We start from the raw sequence: 20379 nt of genomic DNA, 5'->3' as shown, positions 1-20379 counted from the left end.
GATGGAAACGGATGGCAACGGGTTGCCATACGTTGCCATCCCCGTCAGGGTCACACCAGGAATCCAACGGAGGAGGCCAGGAGTGACGAAGCTCGACGACCGCGTGCGACCAGCGGCGACACCGACCGACGGGACGTCGCCCCCGTCCACGGTCCACCGGCGCCGGACGGCATGGGAACGCATCCGCCGCGACCGGGTGCTGCTCTGGATGGGACTGCCCGGAGTCGCCCTGCTCCTGGCGTTCCAGTACCTGCCCCTCCTCGGGAACCTCATCGCGTTCCAGGAGTACCTGCCGTTCGTCCCGCTCGGCCGCAGCCCCTGGGTCGGGTTCGAGAACTTCGCGGTGGTGTTCAACGGCGACCCGGAGTTCCTCGGAGCGCTCCGCAACACCCTCGTGATCACCCTCGTGCAGGTCGTGTTCGTGTTCCCCGCGCCGATCGTCCTGGCGCTGATGCTCAACTCGCTGCTCTCCGACCGGATCAAGCAGGTCGTGCAGTCGATCCTCTACCTGCCGCACTTCCTGTCGTGGGTGATCGTCGTCGCGGTGTTCCAGCAGATCCTCGGCGGCTCGGGGCTGATCAACAACGCCATCCGGGCGTCGGGTGGCACGGCGATCGACTTCCTCGGCAACCCGCACGGCTTCATCGCGCTGCTCACCAGTCAGGTGATCTGGAAGGACACCGGCTGGGCGACGATCCTGTTCCTCGCGGTGCTCAGCCAGATCGACACGAGCCTGTACGAGGCCGCGAAGGTGGACGGTGCGAGCCGGTGGCGGCAGCTCTGGCACGTCACCCTGCCCGGGATGCGCGGGATCATCATCCTGCTGCTGATCCTCCGGCTCGGGGACTCGCTCACCGTCGGGTTCGAGCAGATCCTGCTGCAACAGGCCTCGGTCGGACGCGCCGCCAGCGAGGTCCTCGACACCTACGTCTACAACAACGGCGTGCTCGGCGGTCAGTGGGGCGTCGCCGCTGCCGTCGGACTCGTCAAGGGCGTGGTGGGCGTGCTGCTCGTCCTCGGCGCCAACAAGGTCGCGCACGTCTTCGGTGAAGCGGGCGTCTACCAGAAGGAGACCCGATGACCGCCACGCACAGCGTCACCGTCCCGCCGACCGAGCAGCGCCGGAAGCACCGGCACGGCGGCCCCGATGTGGCACCGCTCCCCGGTCGCCTGCTCACCGGCTTCGTGCTGCTCGTCATCTGCCTGGTCGTGCTGCTGCCCTTCCTCGGCATCGTGTCCACGAGCGTCGCCCCGTCGAGCCAGGTGAACGGCGCCGGCGGGTTCGTGATGTGGCCGACCGGACTGGACTTCGGCGCCTACGAGAGCATCTTCGCCGGCGGCGTCGTCACCCGCGCCCTGGTCGTCAGCATCGGCATCACCGTCGTCGGCACCCTGATCAGCCTGTTCGTCACCGCGATGCTGGCCTACGCGCTCAGCCGCCCCGGGTCGTACGGTCACGGCGTCGTGCTCAGCCTGGTGCTCGTCAGCCTGCTGTTCGCCCCTGGGCTCATCCCGAACTACCTGGTCGTGAAGGAGTTCGGGCTGCTCGACTCGTACTGGGCGCTCATCCTGCCGACCGCCCTCAGCGCGTTCAACGTCATCGTGATGCGCTCGTTCTTCATGGCGATCCCGAAGGAGCTCGTCGAGAGCGCCCGCATCGACGGCGCCGGGGACTTCGGCGTCTTCCTGCGGATCGTGCTGCCCCTGTCGAAGGCCGTCCTCGCGGTGATCGGCCTGTTCTACGCGGTGGGCTACTGGAACGCGTTCTTCAACGCGCTGCTGTACATCAACGACACCGCGAAGTGGCCCCTGCAGCTCGTGCTCCGCACCTACGTGATCAACAACGCGCAGCTCGGTGGCGCCGACCTCGGCACCAGTTCGGACGCGCTGCCCCCGCAGGCATCGATCCAGATGGCGATCCTCGTCGTGTCCATCGTCCCCATCCTCATCGTCTACCCGTTCCTGCAGCGGCACTTCGCCAAGGGTGTCCTGACCGGCGCCGTGAAGGGCTGAACCCATGACCACCAACGCACCATGGCAGCTGAGCCGCCGCGCGCTCATCGCCGGCGGTCTCGGGATCGCGGCCACGAGCCTCCTGGCCGGTTGTGACACCGTGACCCGATCGACGGACGTGAAGGCGATCAACAAGGCCGTCGCGCTGCCGGACTACGTCCCGTGGACCGGCGGACCGGAACCGGTCCTGCCGAAGACGAGTGCGCTCATGCCGAGCGCGTTCCGGAAGATCCCGGGCAGCCTGGTGAAGACCGCGAAGGTCCCCGGCGACGGGTCCACCCTGCACGGCAGTGTCCCGACCAACTCGCCCGTCCCGCCCGCGAAGGGGAGCAACCCGTACTGGCAGGGGCTCGACGAGCGGATGGGTGTCGACCTCGACCTGACGATCACGCCGAACGCCGACTGGGGCAACAAGTTCGCCACGCAGGTCGCCGGCGACACCCTCGGCGACGTGTTCACGGTGTTCGGGACGTTCTCCTACCTGCCGCAGTTCCTCGAGGCCAAGGCGCAGAACCTCACCGAGTACCTCTCCGGCAGCGGCATCCGCGAGTGGCCGTACCTGGCGAACCTGCCCACCGCATCGTGGCGCGGCACGGTCTTCTCCGGCGGCATCTACGGCGTCCCGGTGCCGCGCGGCCCGCTCACGACCGGCGTGCTGCACCGTCGGCAGGACCTCTTCGAGCGGCTCGGCGTCGACCCGTCCTTCAGATCCGTCGACGAGTTCACCGCGCTCTGCCGCGAGCTCACCGACCAGAACCGGAACCGGTGGGCGCTCGGTTCCGTCCCGACGAACATCCTCGCGTCGATGCTCGGCGTCCCGAACCAGTGGGACGAACAGGGCGGGAAGCTGACGCACATGTACGAGGTCGGCGCCTACCAGGACATGCTCGAGGTCTCGCGGAAGCTCCTCGCCGACGGACTCGTGCACCCCGACAGCGTCACGGCCTACAACGGCAAGGTCTGGTTCGTGCAGGGCTCTGCGGTGATGCTGCAGGACAGCTACAGCGCCATCCCCGGGCTGCTGCAGCAGGCGGAGCCCGGCAGCGGCTTCGCGATGACGCAGGCGCCGTTCGTCGGGCCGTCCGGAGCGAAGCCGAAGCCCTGGCTCGGTGACCCGAACAACGCGATCACGGCGCTCGCCGCGGGCAGCGAGGACCGCATCCGGATGGTGCTCGACGTGCTGAATTGGTGTGCGTCGCCGTTCGGCACCGAGGCGTGGATGTACCGCAAGTTCGGCATCGAGGGGCGTGACTTCGAGTACCGCGACGGCGCGCCCGTCCTGACCAAGACCGGCAACAGCGAGACCGCCCTGGGTGAGTTCCCGCTGCAGTACTTTACCGAGTGCCCGCTGCCGCTCTTCTACTCCGGGTTCCCGGAGATGACCGACACCGTGTACGAGTCGCTCGCCTCCTGGCTCGACGACGGGATCACGAACCCCACGTACGGTCTCTACTCGCCGACGAACTCGACGAAGGGACCGGCCGTCGGCACGTACGCGACGAACGCGATCAACGACGTGCTGCTCGGCCGTGCGCCGGTGAGCTCCTGGAAGGGGGTCGTCCGCGAGTGGCGTCGCCGGGGCGGGGACGCGATGCGGAGCGAGTTCGAGGAGGCGCTGGCTGCGCGCGCTGGGTCCTGACGTCGCGGTTCGGCGCTCGCCCGGTGGTGTGGTGCTCGCTCGGTGGTGTCGTGCTCGCCCGGTGGTGTGGTGCTCGCTCAGCGGGGCGTCGCGAGCCAGGTCGGGTCCGCGAACAGCGCCTCGACGTCGCGGAGCAGCCTCGTCGTGTGGAAGCCGTCCGCTGCCGCGTGGTGCACCTGCACGGACAGCGGGAGCAGGGTGCGACCGCCGTCGTCGTGGTGCCCACCCATGGTGACGATCGGCAACAGGTGGTCCCAGCCCTCGTGGACCTGCAGCGAGAACCCCGAGAACGACGCCCACGGGATCGTCGACACGTCGAACAGGTTCGCCGGGCGCGGCTGCTGGGGGAACATCGTGGTGGCCGAGCGGTACGTGGCGAGCGCGTCCACCGCCGCGTCGTGGAACGCGCCGAAGTCCTCGTCGTAGGGCACGAACACGGCGCAGAACGTCTCGCGCTCGGGGTTGAACACGGTGAAGGCCGGGTGCACGACGTCCCATGCGGCGGGGGAGCGGTCGGGCAGCAGGGTCATCCGGAACTCACGGTGGCGGTTGACCGCGGTGGCCAACGCCCAGATCTGCGACGCGTACGTACGACGACCCGTCCGACGGAGCTCGGCGACGAACGCGGTGACGTCGACCTGCACGGTGAGCTCGTACCGGCACGGGACGGTGTCGCGGTAGTGCTCGAAGTGTTCTCGGCGCGGCCAGGTGTCGAGGTCGATCGGCGTCGGTGCCGGGGTTGTCGTCATGGGCCCATCCTGCACCCCTTCCGCCGGACCCCTTGTGTGATGTGTGATGTTCTGCAATCGAGTCGACCAAGGAGGCCACATGAAGAAGTCGCTCTCGGCAGTCGCCGCACTCACCGTCGTGGTGACGAGCACCGTCGTGACCGCCGAACCCGCTGCGGCGGTTGCCGACGCAGTCGAACCGTTGTCCATCCAGGCCATCGACCTCGACATTGCACGTGCTGCCGGTGCAACCGTTCGGGATGCGGGCGACGGTCAGGAAATCGTGACGCTGCCTTCCGGGCGGACCCTCACCGTTCGCGACGGCGAGGTGCAGCGGGGTGGTCACCGGGGTACTTCCGTCGGGAACTGTGGAACCTCGACCGTGGCAGGGAACCCAACGAGCCGGAAGTACAGCACCGCCTACGTGATCTCGCCGGCATGGGGCGCGCCGGTGTCGCACACCTGGAGCGTCACGGTGTCGACCTCGAACTCCGTGCGCGCTGACAACAACTCTGGCCTTGCACCGATCTCGTCATCGTGGAACTCGGGGTGGAAGTCGATCAGCCAAGCGGGCAGCATCACCTCGATGATGGCGTCTGGCAGCGTACTCACGTCGTGGGGCATGATCTGCTCGCTGGGGAATCCCACGTGGAAGTGAGCGGAGGGACGGTCGATCCTGCGCGGTACCTGCCGTTCGACCGGGAGCAGCTGCGCGCAGTGGAGCGCCGGTTCGGCCACGCGGTCGCGGTACCGGAGACATCCGAGCGGTTCGAACCTGCCGGGGTCGGGCACTACGACGTGGACGGTGTGATCGAGTACGTCGATGTCTTCGCCTTCGACCACGACGCAAATCAACGGGGTACGGCGTGGTACTGGCCCCGTGTCCGCACCGAGCTGATCAAGCCGGGGGACGACCCGATCGCCGCACTCGAGCGGGCCGCCCGCGAGTTCATGCAGGGGGTGCTCCGCGGCGACTCGATCGACGAGGACGTGATGCGCTCCGTCGAGCGAGAGTCCGAGCGCCGACTGTGTGAGTCTCCTCGGGGCGGAGCCGAGCTGACACTCGAAGGGCGGCCCGCGCGCGGTCACCGGATCACCTGGGGCACGTCCTGGTTCACGGCGGTGGACACGGGCGATCCGTGGCTCGCCATCACGGTGCTGGGCCCCGAACGATGGTCACCGGTGCTGAGGAGAAGCCCCTCGTAAGGTGGTGCGATGCCGAGCCTGCACCGAGTCCCCGCTGCCGGAGCCGTCGAGCTCCTCGCCGTTCCGGTCGCCGACGCCGTCGCCGCGCTGCCGCCCGACGTGGTCGAGCGGATCGAGGTGTCGCCGATCGATGCTGACCTCGCCGACACCGCGGCGTTCTCCGAGGCGTACGGGTACCCGGTCTCCGGCGGGGCGAACTGCATCGTGGTCGCCGGCAAGCGCGGGGACGTCGTCACCCACGCCGCGTGCATCGTCCTCGCGTCCACCCGTCTCGACGTAAACCGGACCGTGAAGCAGCTGCTCGGGGCGCGGAAGGCGAGCTTCGCGCCGATGACGGACGCCGTCGCTCTGACCGGGATGGAGTACGGCGGGATCACGCCGATCGGGCTCCCGTCCGCGTGGCCCGTCTACGTCGACGCCCGGGTCCGGGACATGCCGGAGGTCGTCATCGGCGCCGGCATCCGCGGCGCGAAGCTGTTCCTGCCCGGGGCCGTGCTGGCCGCGCTGCCCCACGTCCAGGTGGTCGAGGGGCTCGCCACCGCGATCGAGGACTGAGCGGTGTCGGCCACGATCGCACTCCTGAGCGGTGCCCCCGGCAGTGGGAAGACGACGCTCGCTGCGGCGCTCGCCGCGGAGCTCGGCTGGCCGCAGGTGCACCGGGACGAGCTCTACGCTGGGCTGATGGCGGGCGGCTCGTGGTCGCGCGACGAGGTCGTGCCGCACGGCGTCCGGCTGTTCTGGACCGCCACCGCTGCGTACGCCGGCGCCGGGTGCAGCGTGATCGCGGAAGCGACGCTCTACCGGGACCAGTCCGAAGCCGAGGTACGGGAGCTCCTCGAACCCGCCGGGACGGTGCGGAACGTGCACTGCACGACGTCCCTCGCGCACGGCCGGTTCGTCGCCCGGGGACACGACCAGGCGCTGAACGCGCGGACGCTCCAGAACCTGCCGCGGGTGGCCGAGCCGCTCCACCTCGGCGTCCCGGTGCTCGAGGTCGACACGACGGACGGGTACCGGCCGGGGCTCGACGCCGTCGTGTCGTGGCTGCTCGAACCGAACGTGGACTAGCTCGTCACCGGTCGGATGCCAGGGCCGCGAAGCCGTCCAGTCCGGCGAAGCGGTCGAGCGCCGCGGTCAGTGCTGCGCTCTCGCCCGGGCCACCGTGGGCCTCGTCCTCGACGATCGTCAGCGTGCTCGCCGGCCATCCTCGGTGCAGCCGCCACGGCGTGATCGCCGGCCCGCTGACGTCGCGACGTCCGTGGACGAGTGCGGCAGGGAGTCCGGCGAGTTCCCCGATCCGCGCCGCGATCGCTCGATCGCCCGCCAGGAACCCGTCGTTCGCCCAGTACCGGGTGACGAGCGTGGCGAACGCTTCCCGAGCCTCCAGGCCGGTGTGACCCAGCCCCCGGCTCCCCGGAGCGTCGAGGGAGACGTGGACGCTCTCCCAGCGGTCCCACTCCGCGGCGGCGAGGGCGCGGTCCGCCGCGTCGTCGCCGGCCAACCGGCGCGCGTACGCGTCGACGACCCGCTCGCCGGGGGCGCGGCGCGACGCCCGCTCGAACCGGTCCCAGTCCTCGGGGAAGACCCGACCGATGCCCTCGGTGATCCAGTCCACCTCGTCGCGGCTGGTCGTCGTGACCGCCAGGAGTGCGAGCGCCCGGACCCGGTCGCGGTGTTCCAGCGCGTAGGCGAGGGCGAGGGTCGTCCCCCAGGAGACGCCCGCGACGACCCACGACTCGATGCCGAGTGCCTGGCGGACCTGTTCGATGTCGGCGATGAGTCGCTGGGTGGTGTGCTCGGCCAGCCGCTCGCGGGCGTCGAGGACGTTCGGCGTGCTGCGGCCGCTCCCGCGCTGGTCGATGCCGACGAGGCGGTAGCGCGCCGGGTCGAAGTGCGTCCGGTACCAGCCGGACCCGAGCGACCCGCCGGGGCCGCCGTGCAGCCACAGCGCCGGGACGCCGTCGGGCGTGCCGCTCTCCTCGACGTACAGCGAGGCGCCGACGTCGGTCGCGATCGTCGTCGTGCGGTACGGCTCCGGGTGGGGATGCGTCACGTCAGTCGGCATGGAGGGCGGTCCACTGCCGGAACGGCAGCGTCGGGTCCTCGGTGGAGACCTGCTCAGCGGGCAGTGCCCGCTCGTGTGCGGGCTTCGTGTACTCGCCGTAGAAGGTGTCGAGCCGCATCAGCCGGTTGCCGTCCTCGTAGTGCTCGGACTCCTGGTCGCGGGTCACGGCGAAGACGACGCGCGCCGGCTGCGCGTAGTACAACGCGCCCAGACACATCGGGCACGGGTAGGCGGTCACGTAGACGTCGAGGCCGGTGAGGTCGGTGATGCCCATCTCGGCAGCGGTGCGGATCGCCGTGATCTCGGCGTGCGCCGTCGGGTCGCCGGACTGGCTGACCAGGTTCGCCGCCTCGACGACGACCTTGCCGTCGCGGACGATCAGGCAGGCGAAGGGCTTGCCGCCCTCGCGGACGTTCTGGAGGGCACGGGCGACGACGCGCTCGGTGAACCGGGTGTCGGTCTCGGTCGGGCTCATGCGGTGGCCGGCTCCTGCTGGGTGCTCTCGGTTGGTTGCTCCTGCTGGGTGCTCACGGTGGGTTGCTCCGGCTCCGGCTCCTGCTCCTGCTCCTGCTCCTGCTGGGCGAAGCGGGCGACGAGGTCGCGCTTCAGGACCTTCCCGCTCGGGCCGAGCGGGAGCGCATCGAGGACGTGCACGACGCGGGGGAACTTGTAGGCCGCGATCTCGTCGGCGACGAACTGGACGAGTGCTTCCGGGGTGACGGTCGCGTCGGGACGCAGGACCACCGCGGCCTCGATCTCCTGCCCGTGCACCTCGTGCGGGACGCCGAACACGGCCGCCATGGTGACGTCGGGGTGGGTCGCGAGGATCTCTTCGACCTGACGTGGGTACACGTTGTAGCCGTTCCGGATGATCATGTCCTTCGTCCGGTCGACGATCGTGATGTACCCCTCGTCGTCCTTCGTGCCGAGGTCGCCTGTGCGGAACCAGCCGTCGACGATCGCCTCGGCGGTGTCGTCGGGGCGGTCCAGGTAGCCCTTCATCAGGTTGTGGCCGCGGATCACGAGTTCGCCGATCTCACCGTGCGGCAGGAGCACGATCGCGTCGTGCGTCTCGGCGTCGGCGATCTCGACGTCGACGCCCCAGATGGGTGTGCCGATCGTGCCGGGGTGCGGCGGACGACCGACGTGGTTGAACGTCGCGACGGGGGAGGTCTCGGTGAGGCCGTAGCCCTCGTGGATCGGTGCGTCGTAGACGCTCTGGAACCGTTCGAGCACCGCGAGCGGCAGAGAGGCACCGCCGGAGATCGCGTAGCGGAGCGCCGGTCGGGCTTCGCTGCGGGTCGCAGCGTCGAGCAATGCCATGTACATCGTCGGGACGCCCATGAAGATCTCGCAGCCGTGCTCCACCATCGCGGCGAGGGCGGAGTCGCCGTCGAACTTCGGCAGCATCACGATCGTGGCGCCGGCTCGGAACCCGGTGTTCATCGTGCAGGTCTGGCCGAAGGTGTGGAACAGGGGGAGCGCTCCGAGCAGGACGTCGCCGCGACGCATGTCGAAGGTGCTCATGAGGTTCGTGTTCACCTGCTCCAGCAGGGCGAAGTGCGTGCCCTCCGCGCCCTTCGGCTTGCCGGTGGTGCCGCTCGTGTAGAGGATCGTCGCGGTGTCGAACGGGTCGCGGGGGACGTAGGTGTCGAGGGGCTCCGCCTGGGCCGCGAGGTCCTCCAGGCGTTCCGGGACCTGCTGGACGTCGGGCTGCTCGCCGGCACCCGCGGCGGTCGTCCCGCCGTCGGCCGGCGCCGGTGCCAGCACGGTGACGACCTCGACGCCCGCGAGCGCTGCCCCCGCCGCACCCTCGGCGAGCAGCGGTGCAGCGCACACGAGCAGGGTCGCGCCGCTGTCGCGCAGGACGTACTCGACCTCGCGGCGCTTCAGCAGTGCGTGCACGGGGACCGCGACGGCGCCGAGCGCGAGCGTCGCGTAGTACGCGCGGGGGAAGTCGGCGACGTTCGGCACGAGGATGGCCACACGTGACCCCTCGGCGACACCCTTCGCCCGGAGCGCCCCGGCGTAGGCGAGCGTCTGTTCCCAGAGCTCGGCGTAGGTCGTCCGCTGCTCCCCGACCACCACCGCGACGTCGTCCGGGTACCGCGCGGCGGACTCGGCGAGGATCGCGGCGACGGAGGCGGTGGCCCCGGTCGGTCGCGTCGTGCGTGGGGCGCTGCTCGAGCTGGTCTGGGTGCTGGTCATGCCGGCCTCCGTCTCCGATGACGACTGGTCTCTCGGATCATACGTGCGGGCCCTGGCGGGCCGGTGAGCGCGCGTGGCACACGTCAGGGGGACAGGCGGGAGAGGAGCGCGAGGACGCGGGTGCACATCTGGTCGAAGTCGGCGGGGGACCGGTGTTCCGCCCACCAGGCCAGGTTGTCGATGCTCACCGCGGCGAGGCACGTGGCGAAGACCGCAGGACCGGCGACCGCGACGGCCTCGTCCTCCAGGACCCGCTCGGCGGCGGGAGCGGGGTGCCGCGAGATCGCGTCCTGGCGGTACAGGTCGGCGAGGTCCCGGACGCGGGTGCCGCGGCCCACGGTCTCCGTGTCCACGAACCGGATGGCGCCGTTCTGGTCCCGGAGCAGGTTCCCGGCGGTGGCGTCGCCGTGCACGACGTCGTCGGTCGGCAGGGTAGCGGTCCCGCGCGCTCGGTGCAGTCGCGTCGCGCGTTCCACGACCGCCGCGCCGGTGGGCGTCCGCTGTGCGACCGAGGTCCGCCACGGGTGGTCCGTCAGGACCGCGAGCAGCTGCGCGGAGTCGTCGAACGCACCCGGGGAGCCGATCCCGCGCTGCAGTCGGTTCGCTGCGACGACCGCCAGTGCAGTGCCCTCGTCCAGGCCCTCGATCGGTTCGGCATCCAGGTACTCCTGGAGGACGAACGCGCCGCCGTCCGGCAGCGATCCGGTGCGCAACCACGCGGCGGCCGGCCAGCCACGGGCGACGGCGTCGCGCATGACCGGCGCCGCGGACAGCAGCCGTTCCACCTTCCACGGCTCGTGTTGCGTGGTGACCACGAACCTGGTGTGATCGGCGTCCTCGACGAGGAGCGCACCACCCTGCTCGCCGCCCGGCAGCGGGCCGACATCGCGCAGCGCCAGACCGGTCGCACGGGCGACGTCGTCGACGAGATCGGACACGCGGGCGGCGGCTCAGTCGTTCGGGTGGATCAGGCAGAACGGGTGGCCTGCCGGGTCGAGGAACACCCGGAAGGTGTCGGTGCCGGAGCCCGTCGCCGTCGCACCGATCGCCAGGACGGCGGCCTCGGCGGTGTCGAGGTCGTCCACCTTCACGTCGATGTGCATCTGCTGCGGGACGTCCTGGCCCGGCCACTCCGGGGCGCGGTAGTCGTCGACGTGCTGGAAGGCGACGAGGGGACGGTGTCCCTCGATGGGCAGCACGACCTCGGACCAGTCGTCGTCGGAGCCGACGACCTCGCCGCCGAGGAGTTCCGCGTAGAACCGAGCCAGGGCGCGGGTGTCCGGGCAGTCCAGGACGAGGACGTCGAAGGTGCCGAACACGGTCGGGCCGCCGCTGCGAGCAACGTGGTCGTGAAGATGACCCAGTCGTTCAGGATGTGCGCTCCGGTGCTGACGGCGATGTTCTTCGTCCGGATGTACGCCAGCGTCAGCACGAGGCGGGCGACGCCGATGATGAGGAAGGCCTGGGCGACGTTCCACCCGTAGGTCGGCAGGTGCGCCGCACCGAACCAGACGGCCGTCGCGAGCCACGCGATGAGGATCGCCTGGGTCCTGGTCAGTCCGATCCGGTGGCACAGGGACATGACGGCCAGGAACGGCAGGATCGTGAAGAGTTCCTCGCCGAAGAGCTGGATCGCCGTCCCGACGTAGAAGGCGATGATCTCGCCCGCTCCGTGCAGGCCGCTCGTCACGGTGTTCGGGTTCGCGCCGAACAGGGCCTTCACGATGATCCCGACGGCGAAGGTGACGATGATGTTGGCGATCGCGAACAGCACCATCAGTCCGACGTCCCGGCCGGTCGTGCGCTGGAAGATCCGCGACCAGTGCCGCCGGGTGAAGGCGATGAACACCGCGAGCGGGATCGCCGTGAACAGGAACCGCGGGACCAGCGACTGCACGTCGTCGGCCGCGGGGTAGAAGCTCAGGACCGTGATGCCGACCACGCACGCGACGACGATCGTGATCCACTGCCATGCGGGGATCGGGATCGGGTCCCCGTCGTAGAACGGGAAGTCCCGCCCGTCCGCGCGTTCGATCGCTCTGCCGTACCGCCTCGTGTCGTCCGACATCGGGGCCCCCCTCGTTCGTGATGACGAAGGTACCGGGTGGCCGGACGCCGCGACAAGACACGGTCTCGTGCGCGGACGCGCTCAGGCGGACGCTGCCGCGAGCACCTTCGTGATCCGCTGCAACGAGACCGTCTCAGCCGTCCCGAGTTCCTGGGCGAACAGGCTCAGACGGAACTCCTCGAGCATCCACCGTGCGTGCACGAGCTCGGGGTGCGAGCCCACCGCCGGCGGGAAGGTGCCACCGGCGTCTTCGTAGCGGCCGGTCGCCACCGAGACCTCGCGCATCCAGGTCGCATCGCGCCCGGGGTTCTGCAGGAGCTTCGTGACCCGGGCCTCGATGCCCTGCAGGTACACCCGGATGCGCCGGAGGCGATCGAGCCCGGCGACGGAGACGAACCCGGGGAACACGAGTCGGTCGAGCTGCTGGCGCATGTCGTTCAGCGCCGGCAGCAGGGCCATGCTGTTGGCCTGCTTCAGGGCCCGCTCGGCCTTCCGTTGGGCGGCAAGCACCGCGGCGACCTCGGAGACCGCGCCGAACATCGTGTCGACGATCGTCGACGAGACCGCGTCGCGCGCGGCCTCGAACTCGGCCTTCGTGAAGAGCAACCCGGACGGGTGCGCTGCTCGGATGCCGGCGTCGACCACCGCGGCGAGGACGTCGTCGAACAGCGCGTTCGTCGACGGGTACGGACTCGCCGCGAGCGCGAGTTTCTCCTGGGCGGTCAGGTGCGACTGGATGTACGAGACGGGTGAGGGCACCGCGAGCATCACGAGCCGTCGGACGCCCGCCGGCATGCGGACCGCTCGGTCGGACGGGGTCGCGAGCAGCTGGACGCCGACCGTCGCCTTCGGTCCGACGCCTTCTTCGACCAGCGCCGGGTAGGCGCGGATGACACCACCCGACTGCTTGGTGTCGAGGACCTCGGGGAGGTCGCTGTCCGGCCAGGCGGTGAGCCCGGACCGTTCGATGCGGCGATCCGCTGCGTCCCCGGCCGCGCGGCTCTGGCGTCCTGTCCGCTGGGAGGCAGCAGCGACGCTCTGCTGGGTCCGGTCCTTCAGTTTGGTCTGCAGGGCGCTGAGGTCCTTGCCGGCCTCGACGCGGCGACCCCGTTCGTCGACGACGGCGTAGGTCGGCAGGAGATGTGCCGGCACCCGCGACATGTCGAAGTCCGACTCGGAGACGGGCACGTAGGTCATCCGCTGGATCGTCTTCGCCAGGGTGGCCCGGAAGCTCTCCGTCGGCGTGGTCGGGGCGTCGTCGGGGAGTTCCTCGACGATCTTCTCGGCCCAGTCGGCTGCTGGGACGACGTTCTTCCGGATCTGCTTCGGGAGCGCCTTGATGAGCGCGGTCACGAGTTCCTTGCGGAGCCCGCGGACCTGCCAGTCGAAGCCCTCTTCGCGCATCCGCGGCAGCAGCGCCAGCGGGACCTGCACACTGACGCCGTCGTCCTCCGCGCCGGGCTCGAAGCGGTACCGCACGGCGAGCCGCTGGTCGCCGGAGCGCCACTGGGTCGGGTACTCGGTGTCGTCCTCTGCGGCTTCGGCGGCGGAGGCGTCGAGCAGGTCCTCGCGGCGCATCGTGAGCAGGTCGGGCTGGTCGCGGCGGGTGCGGCGCCACCATCCCTCGAAGTCGCGCGTCGTGGCGATCTCGGCGGGGATCCGGGCGTCGTAGAACTCGAAGACGTTCTCGTCGTCGAGCAGGATGTCCCGGCGCCTGGTGCGTTCCTCGAGCTGTTCGAGTTCCTTCCGGAGCTTCCGGTTCGCGCGGTCGAAGGCCTGCTGGGAGTCCCACTCGCCCTCGATCAGGGCGTGCCGGATGAAGAGTTCCCGCGAGTGCACGGGATCGATCCGGGAGTACTGCACCCGACGGCGCTGCACGATCGGCACGCCGAAGAGCGTCACCCGCTCGTACGCGACGACGGCGCCCTGCTTCTTCTCCCAGTGGGGCTCCCCGTAGGTGCGCTTGAGGAGGTCGCCGGCCAGCTGCTCGGTCCACACCGGGTCGATCCGCGCCGCGGTGCGTGCGAACAGCCGACTCGTCTCCACGAGCTCCGCGGCCATCACCGCGTCCGGCTGCTTCTTCGCGAGGACACTGCCCGGGAACAACACGAACCGGGTGTTCCGCGAACCGAGGTAGTCGCGCTTCTCGCGGTCCCGCAGGCCGATCTGGCTGAGGAGCCCGGCGAGCAGCGAGCGGTGCACCGCGTCGGGGTCGTCCTTGCGCTCCTTGCCGACGTGGATGCCGACCTGCTTGGCGGCGCGCGAGAGCTGCCGGTACAGGTCCTGCCACTCGCGGATGCGGAGGTAGTTCAGGAACTCGGCCTTGCAGAGCCGTCGGAACGCACTGGAGGAGAGCTCGTCCTGCTTGTCCTCGATGTAGTTCCAGAGCCCGAGCAGGGTCAGGAAGTCGCTGGTCGGGTCGGCGAAGCGCGCGTGCAGCTGATCGGCGTGCGCCCGCTTCTCGAGGGGGCGTTCGCGCGGGTCCTGGATGCTCAGCGCCGAGACGACGGCGACGACTTCACGCCCGACGCCCTGCCGGCCGGCCTCGAGCACCATCCGGCCCAGGCGCGGGTCGATCGGCAGCCGGGTGAGCTGCCGTCCGGACTTGGTGATCGCACCGGCCGCGTCGACGGCGCGGAGTTCGCGGAGCAGGTCGAGACCGTCCTTCACACCCCGCGAGTCCGGCGGCTGCAGGAACGGGAACGACTCGATGTCGCCGAACCCGAGCGAGATCATCTGCAGGATCACGGCGGCGAGGTTGGTGCGGAGGATCTCCGGGTCGGTGAACTCCGGTCGGCGGCCGAAGTCGTCCTCGGAGTAGAGCCGGATCGCGATGCCGGCGCTCGTCCGGCCGGCACGACCAGAACGCTGGTTCGCGCTCGCCTGCGAGATCGCCTCGATCGGCAGGCGCTGGACCTTCGCGCGCGGGGAGTAGCGGGAGATGCGCGCCGTACCGGTGTCGATGACGTACTTGATGCCCGGCACCGTGAGTGAGGTCTCGGCGACGTTCGTCGCGAGCACCACTCGTCGGCGGACACCCGGTGTCGCGCTGCGCTGGAACACCCGGTGCTGGTCGGCGGCGGAGAGCCGTCCGTAGAGCGGCAGGACCTCGGTGCCCTGGTACCGCTTGCCCTCGATCGCGTCCTGGGCGTCGCGGATCTCGTTCTCTCCGGAGAGGAAGACCAGGACGTCGCCAGGGGCGTCCTGCGCGAGTTCGTCGAGCGCGTCGGTGATCCCGGTCAGGTAGTCGCGGTCGTCGGAGCCGTTGCCCGCGTCGGCCGTGCGGGAGTCGGTGTCGTCGTCACCGTCGTCGTCCTCCGGGTCTTCGGCCACGAGCGGGCGGTACCGGATCTCCACCGGGTAGGTCCGTCCCGAGACCTCGATGATGGGGGCGCCGCCGAAGTGCTGCGAGAACGACTCGGGGTCGATCGTGGCACTGGTGATGATGAGCTTGAGGTCGGGCCGGCGGGGGAGCAGCCGCTTCAGGTACCCGAGCAGGAAGTCGATCGTCAGGGAGCGCTCGTGCGCCTCGTCGATGATGATCGTGTCGTAGCGCTTCAGGTCACGGTCGAAGTGGATCTCGTTGAGCAGGATGCCGTCGGTCATCAGCTTGACCCGGGTGTTCGCGCTGACCTTGTCGGTGAAGCGGACCTGGTAGCCGACCAGGCCGCCGAGCTCTCCGCCGAGTTCCTCGGAGACGCGCTCGGCGATGGTGCGCGCGGCGATCCGTCGTGGCTGGGTGTGGCCGATGTGCTCGCGTCCGAGCTCGAGGCAGATCTTCGGGAGCTGGGTCGTCTTCCCCGAGCCGGTGGCACCGGCGACGATCACGACCTGGTTGTCGCGGATCGCCGCAGCGATGTCGTCCCGCCGCTGCGAGACCGGCAGCTCGGGCGGGTAGGTGATGACGGGCGGCGTGGGAGACATGAGCATTCCAGGATACCGTCCGGCGTCAGCTCGACGCGAGCTGTGCGATGAGCTCCCCGACGGAACGTGCTGGCAGGGCGCACACGCGGTCGTGGCAGACGTAGGCGGCTGGTGCCTGCGCGTCACGGCCGTCCAGGAGCGCGAACCCGGTTGCAGACCAGTCCCGGGCCTGGGTCGGGGTCACGACGAGCACCAGGGTGCCCGGCCGCCGGGCGCCGAACGCCGCGTCGCCGAGGTCGGACGGGTGCTCCGACACCACCACGACTTCGCGCGAGGGACGCTGCAGCGCGAGGGCGAGGCCCAGCGCGTCCGCGTGCCCGAGCGGGCGCTCGATGCCGGCTCGGGCACGGTCGGCGACGAGGCGCACCGCAGCAGCGCGGTACGCGTCGTCGCCGGTGAGCGTGCCGAGGGTCGCCGCGGCGCTGGCCAGGGCGACCGTGCCGGACCGAAGAGCGGTCTGCGGCTGTTCGCCGGTCGCCGTCCCTGCTGCGGCCAGGACGGGGTCGACCGCGAGAGCGCCCCGGAGGCCGTCGTCCACCAGTGACCGCGCGACCGTGGCGTACCCGACCTGCCCGGTGACGAGTGCGAGTTGCAGGAGCCCTTCGGCCAGGAGCCCGATGTCCTCGATGGTGGGCGGCGCCGTCGACGTCCCGCGCGGGGTGCTCGAGCGGACCACGACGTGGCCGTCGCGCACGTGGGCGACCGCGATGGCGTCGGCGGCGGCACGCGCGGCCGCGACCATCGTGTCGTCACCGTGTCGTGCCCCGGCGATCGCGAGTCCGCGGATCGCGAGCCCGTTCCAGCCCGTCAGGACCTGGTCGTCCAGGGGCGGGGGGTCCAGGTGCGCACGCTCGGCCACGGGCCGTCGGTACCACTCGCCCTCGACGCGGCGGCCGTCGATGGTGGACTCGCTGTCCTGTGCGGCCACGAACGCGCCGTCCCGCCGGCGCAGCGTGTCACGGAGGAAGTCCGCGATGCCCCGTGCCTGTGCCGACGGCGCCACCGCGAGCAGGTTCGCGTTGTCGTAGAGCATCCGCTCGTAGTGCGGCACGGTCCAGTCGCGGCGGGTGGCGTACCGGAACACCCCGCCGTCCGGGTCGGTCAGTTCGGACTCCGCGATCACCCGCAGGGTGCGGTCGGCCAGCGAGGCCGCTGCGGCGACGCCGTCGGCACCGACGTCCGCCAGGAACTCCACCAGGGGTGCCGAGGGGAACTTCGGGGCGCCACCGAACCCGCCGTACTCGGTGTCCTCGGAGCGCTGCAGCGCCGTCACGACGTCGCGGATCGTCTCGACCGACGGGAGGCTCGGCTCGGCCCCGGCAGGAGCGCCCGGCACGTCCTGTGCCGCGTCCAGTGCCCCCTGACGGATGGCCGTCGCGAGTGCCGTCGCGTTGGCGTCGACCTCTTCTCGGCGGTCGCGCCAGGCATCGAGCACCGCGCCGAGCACCTGCCGGAACGACGGATGCTGGCCGACCGCTGTCGGGGGGTAGTAGGTGCCCGCGAAGAACACGTGGGCGTCTGGCGTCATGAAGGCGGTCAGGGGCCAGCCGAGCTGCTCGGTGAACGCCGCGGCCGCGGCCATCGTGCTGGCGTCGACGTCGGGGCGTTCTTCACGGTCGACCTTCACGGCGACGAAGTCGCGGCGGAGGAGCTCGGCGACCTCCGGATCAGCGAAGCTCTCACGCGCCATGACGTGGCACCAGTGGCAGGTCGCGTAGCCGATCGACACGAGCACGGGGACGTCCCGTTCGCGCGCTTCGGCGAAGGCGTCCGGCCCCCACTCACGCCAGTCCACCGGGTTGTCGGCGTGGATGCGGAGGTAGGGGCTGACGGCGGTGCCGAGCCGGTTGTCGTTCATGCCCCCAGCGTGCCCGGTCCGCGCTGGGCGGGTGCGTCGGCAGGGCGAACTGTGGACGGACCTCGCTGTCCACAGGGCGTCAGGCGGGAAGCCACCCCGTCAGGGACGCGAGCCGACGTGCCACCTCGTTCGGGGCCATGGAGTCCGTGTCCACCCGCTGGACGTGGTCCGTGGTTGCCGAGTCCAGCCTCCCGGCTGTCCGCGTGCTGTGCGCGAGCTGCTCCACCGGCAGTGCGCCACCTGCCCGACGTCGCAGGCGTGACGCCGTGACGGCGTCGCCGGCGCGGAGCAGGACCGCGACGACGACGGGATCGTCACCCATCGCACTCGCGAGCCGCTCGGTTTCGAGGACCGACACCGTGTTCGTGTAGACGAGGCGGTGGTGGCCGAGCTCGCGGTAGTTCGCCCAGATCGCGGCGAGGTTCCGCTCTGCCAGACGGGCATCCGGGTGCTCCACGTGCGGTGCCGGGTGGGCGAGGTCGAGTGTGTCGCCCTCGATGACCGCGTGCCGGACGTCGGCCGCTGCGAGGAGTTCGTGCAGGGCGTCCGCGGCGGTCGACTTCCCGACGCCCGACCGGCCGCCGATGAACAGGACCTCGGACCGTGGCACGTCAGCTCCCGAGCGAGAGCATGAGGAGCGCTGCGTCCTCGGGGCCGTAGTCGAACAGGCGGTCCCAGAACGGGTCGTCCGCCCACGGCACGTCGCCGTCGACCGGCGTGCGGTGTGCCGTCTCCACGAGCCAGTCGAGCTCGGGGACCACCGCGTCGGCGAAGGCCGGCGGCTGCCAGCCGAGCGACCGTGCCGCCGTCGTGTCGAGCACGTACGGGGTCGGGGACGACCACGGCGTCAGCCCGACGAAGGCCGGGGCGTCCGCGTCGAGCAGGACTTCCTCGAACGTGTGGTCGAGGTGGCCGGCGATGGTCCGGACGATCTCGAGCACGGACGGTGCGGTGTCGTCGGCGACGTTCAGGATGCGCCGGTCGGGGGCGTCTGCGAGCAGTCGTACGAGCGAACCGATGCCGCTGGCCGCGGTCGTGTGGTCGACGCCGCGACCGCGGTCGGCGAGCAGCACCCGCTCACGGCCGTCGAGTGCGCGACGGACGACGAACCACTCCCGCGGTCGGCCGTTGCCCGGGCCGTACACCTTCGACGGCCGGAGGACGGTGACCGGGGCGCCGTGGTCCAGGAGCAGCTGCTCGGCTGCGACCTTCTGCGCCGCGTAGCCGTCCCGGCTGGTGGGGTCGGCGTCCGCCGCCGTGACGGTCGGCTGCAGCTCCGTGACCGCGCCGGGGAAGACGGGCTTGTCGAGGGAGTTCGCGTGCCGACCTTGTTCGTCGACGTAGACGGCCTTCGACGAGATGAACACGGTCGACCCGACGTCGCCGAGGTACGGCAGGAGCTGTGCGGCGTCGTCCCTGGTGGCGCCGACGGTGTCGACGAGCAGGTCCGCGCCGGGGCGGAGGAGCGCCCGGAGGACCGTCGTGTCGCGGCGGTCGCCCGGGGTGAACGTGGCGCCGGCTGCGGTGAGTGCGTCTGCTGTGTCGCCGCCGCGTCGGGCGACGACGTCGACCTGCCAGTCGTCGCCTCCGCGTCCGGAGCTGTCGAGGAGTTCGCGCGCCACGGCAGAGCCGATGCCGCCCGTTCCACCGAGGACGACCGCGCGCTTGGTGCTCATGTCGCCAACGCTAGTGCCGAGGGGTGTGCGCGGCGTGCGCGTCCGGCGTCCGCGTCCGGAGGTGTGCGCGGCGTGCGCCTCAGGAGGCGATCGGCTCGCGCTGCCACCAGTCCGCGAGGGATCCGTCGTACACCTGCACGTGGTCGTGGCCGAGCACCGTCAGGGCGAGGGCGTCCACGCACGCCGCACTGCCGACGCCGCAGTACGTCACGATCTCGTCCGAGTCGAGCACAGGCGCGAAGACCTCGGCCAGCGCGGCGGGCCGGAGCAGGGCGTTGGAGTCCGGGTTGAGCACCCGGCGCAGGGGGATCGGCGTCGTGCCCGGAACGACGTCCGGGTGGGATGCGCCGAGCACTGATTCGTCGACCGCCAGCACGAGCGCTGCCGGTTCGGAACCATCGACAGCGCGTTCCACGCGGGCGCGGTCGACCCAGAGCGGACGTTCTTCGCCGGCGAGGAACGCCGCCGCCTCGACGTGGACCGGGGGTGCGCTGGTGAGGGCACCGACGCGAACCGGGCGTCCTTCGTCGCGCCACTTCACGAACCCGCCGTCGAGCACGGCGACGTCGTCGAAGCCGAACGAGCGGAAGATCCACCACAGGCGTGCCGACCACTCGCCGACGCTGTCGTCGTAGACCACGACGGTCGAGGTGTTGGTGATGCCGAGTGCACGGGCGGCCTGTTCGAACCGCTCGGCGCAGGGGCGGGTGAAGGGGACCTCGGCGTCGGGCGCGGAGAAGTCCTGCACGAGGTCGGCGAACCGGGCGCCCGGCACGTGACCGTGTCGTTCGTAGGCGTCCCGCGCGCTCTGCCACGTCATGGCTCGGCCGGTCCCCGCGGCGTGCACGGAGGCGTCGAGCACGACGAGCTCGTCGGCACCGAGGTGGTCGGCGAGCCACTGCGTCGACACGAGCGGCGAGGTCAGGACGGGGGCCATGGCGATCACCATAATGCGGACCTCTGACGACCGGGGGAGGAACAGCAACACTGCGCA

At 70.7% G+C, this 20379-nt stretch carries 18 protein-coding genes and 1 pseudogene; 7 read left to right on the top strand and 12 right to left on the bottom strand.

The window, feature by feature from the left end:
- Positions 1-82: 82 nt before the first annotated feature.
- From ACIPJY_RS14415 to ACIPJY_RS14405, 3 genes are read left to right on the top strand one after another with little or no spacing between them, the layout of a single operon-like run.
- On the top strand, positions 83-1081 hold the full coding sequence (locus tag ACIPJY_RS14415; RefSeq protein ID WP_400461102.1) for an ABC transporter permease: 999 nt from the start codon (positions 83-85) through the stop codon (positions 1079-1081).
- A complete protein-coding gene (locus tag ACIPJY_RS14410; protein WP_400461104.1) occupies positions 1078-2013 on the top strand; it encodes a carbohydrate ABC transporter permease in 936 nt (311 codons plus the stop codon). The genes ACIPJY_RS14415 and ACIPJY_RS14410 overlap by 4 nt, the downstream gene beginning before the upstream one ends.
- Before the next feature lie 4 nt (positions 2014-2017).
- Complete coding sequence (locus ACIPJY_RS14405; RefSeq protein ID WP_400461106.1) at positions 2018-3652, top strand: hypothetical protein; 1635 nt, start codon at positions 2018-2020, stop codon at positions 3650-3652.
- Positions 3653-3729: 77 nt separating this feature from the next.
- On the opposite strand, the gene ACIPJY_RS14400 is transcribed toward ACIPJY_RS14405, so the two are convergent.
- The gene (locus tag ACIPJY_RS14400) at positions 3730-4401 is read right to left on the bottom strand and encodes a CatA-like O-acetyltransferase (RefSeq protein ID WP_400461108.1); all 672 of its coding nucleotides are present in this window, start codon (positions 4399-4401) and stop codon (positions 3730-3732) included.
- Positions 4402-4480: 79 nt separating this feature from the next.
- Between ACIPJY_RS14400 and ACIPJY_RS14395 the strand changes: the two genes are divergently transcribed.
- From ACIPJY_RS14395 to ACIPJY_RS14380, 4 genes are read left to right on the top strand one after another with little or no spacing between them, the layout of a single operon-like run.
- Positions 4481-5038: a hypothetical protein gene (locus ACIPJY_RS14395; protein ID WP_400461110.1), complete on the top strand. Its 558-nt coding sequence runs from the start codon at positions 4481-4483 to the stop codon at positions 5036-5038.
- Complete coding sequence (locus tag ACIPJY_RS14390) at positions 4930-5586, top strand: hypothetical protein (protein ID WP_400461112.1); 657 nt, start codon at positions 4930-4932, stop codon at positions 5584-5586. Before ACIPJY_RS14395 ends, ACIPJY_RS14390 begins: the two co-directional genes overlap by 109 nt.
- 9 nt (positions 5587-5595) lie before the next feature.
- Entirely contained in the window at positions 5596-6141 is a 546-nt protein-coding gene (locus ACIPJY_RS14385) for a YbaK/EbsC family protein (protein ID WP_400461114.1), read from the top strand.
- Positions 6142-6144: 3 nt separating this feature from the next.
- Positions 6145-6654 carry an AAA family ATPase gene (locus ACIPJY_RS14380; RefSeq protein ID WP_400461116.1) on the top strand — a complete coding sequence of 170 codons (510 nt, stop codon included), beginning with the start codon at positions 6145-6147 and terminating at the stop codon, positions 6652-6654.
- Between the two features lie 4 nt (positions 6655-6658).
- On the opposite strand, the gene ACIPJY_RS14375 is transcribed toward ACIPJY_RS14380, so the two are convergent.
- The 11 genes and pseudogenes from ACIPJY_RS14375 to ACIPJY_RS14325 all read right to left on the bottom strand — a co-directional run bounded on the left by ACIPJY_RS14375 (position 6659) and on the right by ACIPJY_RS14325 (position 20322).
- Positions 6659-7639: an alpha/beta fold hydrolase gene (locus ACIPJY_RS14375; RefSeq protein WP_400468211.1), complete on the bottom strand. Its 981-nt coding sequence runs from the start codon at positions 7637-7639 to the stop codon at positions 6659-6661.
- 1 nt (position 7640) lies between these two features.
- A complete protein-coding gene (locus ACIPJY_RS14370) occupies positions 7641-8126 on the bottom strand; it encodes a nucleoside deaminase (protein WP_400461120.1) in 486 nt (161 codons plus the stop codon).
- A complete protein-coding gene (locus ACIPJY_RS14365; RefSeq protein WP_400461122.1) occupies positions 8123-9859 on the bottom strand; it encodes a long-chain fatty acid--CoA ligase in 1737 nt (578 codons plus the stop codon). The genes ACIPJY_RS14370 and ACIPJY_RS14365 overlap by 4 nt, the downstream gene beginning before the upstream one ends.
- Before the next feature lie 83 nt (positions 9860-9942).
- Complete coding sequence (locus ACIPJY_RS14360; protein WP_400461124.1) at positions 9943-10797, bottom strand: phosphotransferase; 855 nt, start codon at positions 10795-10797, stop codon at positions 9943-9945.
- A 12-nt stretch (positions 10798-10809) separates the two neighbouring features.
- Positions 10810-11178, bottom strand: a complete 369-nt coding sequence (locus ACIPJY_RS14355) for a VOC family protein (protein WP_400468209.1) — start codon at positions 11176-11178, stop codon at positions 10810-10812.
- A 50-nt stretch (positions 11179-11228) separates the two neighbouring features.
- A pseudogene (locus ACIPJY_RS14350) lies at positions 11229-11636 on the bottom strand (type II CAAX prenyl endopeptidase Rce1 family protein); the annotation flags it as partial.
- Between the two features lie 372 nt (positions 11637-12008).
- On the bottom strand, positions 12009-15851 hold the full coding sequence (gene hrpA / locus ACIPJY_RS14345; protein ID WP_400461126.1) for an ATP-dependent RNA helicase HrpA: 3843 nt from the start codon (positions 15849-15851) through the stop codon (positions 12009-12011).
- A 25-nt stretch (positions 15852-15876) separates the two neighbouring features.
- Positions 15877-17709: a thioredoxin domain-containing protein gene (locus ACIPJY_RS14340; protein ID WP_400461128.1), complete on the bottom strand. Its 1833-nt coding sequence runs from the start codon at positions 17707-17709 to the stop codon at positions 15877-15879.
- Positions 17710-17788: 79 nt separating this feature from the next.
- Positions 17789-18319 carry an AAA family ATPase gene (locus tag ACIPJY_RS14335; RefSeq protein ID WP_400461130.1) on the bottom strand — a complete coding sequence of 177 codons (531 nt, stop codon included), beginning with the start codon at positions 18317-18319 and terminating at the stop codon, positions 17789-17791.
- Between the two features lies 1 nt (position 18320).
- Positions 18321-19385: an NAD-dependent epimerase/dehydratase family protein gene (locus ACIPJY_RS14330; RefSeq protein WP_400461132.1), complete on the bottom strand. Its 1065-nt coding sequence runs from the start codon at positions 19383-19385 to the stop codon at positions 18321-18323.
- Between the two features lie 79 nt (positions 19386-19464).
- The gene (locus tag ACIPJY_RS14325; RefSeq protein WP_400461134.1) at positions 19465-20322 is read right to left on the bottom strand and encodes a sulfurtransferase; all 858 of its coding nucleotides are present in this window, start codon (positions 20320-20322) and stop codon (positions 19465-19467) included.
- Positions 20323-20379: the final 57 nt, after the last annotated feature.

Source organism: Curtobacterium sp. NPDC090223 (assembly GCF_044746585.1).
Classification (GTDB): domain Bacteria; phylum Actinomycetota; class Actinomycetes; order Actinomycetales; family Microbacteriaceae; genus Curtobacterium.
The sequence above is the reverse complement of the archived record's forward strand: the minus strand, read 5'-3'. Positions and strand labels throughout refer to the sequence as shown.

What these genes read in the sequence shown, in the direction of transcription:
- ACIPJY_RS14410 (WP_400461104.1), top strand. Translation starts at nt 1,078, where the DNA reads ATGACCGCCACGCACAGCGTCACCGTCCCGCCGACCGAGCAGCGCCGG.
- ACIPJY_RS14405 (WP_400461106.1), top strand. Translation starts at nt 2,018, where the DNA reads ATGACCACCAACGCACCATGGCAGCTGAGCCGCCGCGCGCTCATCGCC.
- ACIPJY_RS14400 (WP_400461108.1), bottom strand. Translation starts at nt 4,401, where the DNA reads ATGACGACAACCCCGGCACCGACGCCGATCGACCTCGACACCTGGCCG.
- ACIPJY_RS14395 (WP_400461110.1), top strand. Translation starts at nt 4,481, where the DNA reads ATGAAGAAGTCGCTCTCGGCAGTCGCCGCACTCACCGTCGTGGTGACG.
- ACIPJY_RS14385 (WP_400461114.1), top strand. Translation starts at nt 5,596, where the DNA reads ATGCCGAGCCTGCACCGAGTCCCCGCTGCCGGAGCCGTCGAGCTCCTC.
- ACIPJY_RS14370 (WP_400461120.1), bottom strand. Translation starts at nt 8,126, where the DNA reads ATGAGCCCGACCGAGACCGACACCCGGTTCACCGAGCGCGTCGTCGCC.
- ACIPJY_RS14365 (WP_400461122.1), bottom strand. Translation starts at nt 9,859, where the DNA reads ATGACCAGCACCCAGACCAGCTCGAGCAGCGCCCCACGCACGACGCGA.
- hrpA (WP_400461126.1), bottom strand. Translation starts at nt 15,851, where the DNA reads ATGTCTCCCACGCCGCCCGTCATCACCTACCCGCCCGAGCTGCCGGTC.
- ACIPJY_RS14340 (WP_400461128.1), bottom strand. Translation starts at nt 17,709, where the DNA reads ATGAACGACAACCGGCTCGGCACCGCCGTCAGCCCCTACCTCCGCATC.
- ACIPJY_RS14330 (WP_400461132.1), bottom strand. Translation starts at nt 19,385, where the DNA reads ATGAGCACCAAGCGCGCGGTCGTCCTCGGTGGAACGGGCGGCATCGGC.
- ACIPJY_RS14325 (WP_400461134.1), bottom strand. Translation starts at nt 20,322, where the DNA reads ATGGCCCCCGTCCTGACCTCGCCGCTCGTGTCGACGCAGTGGCTCGCC.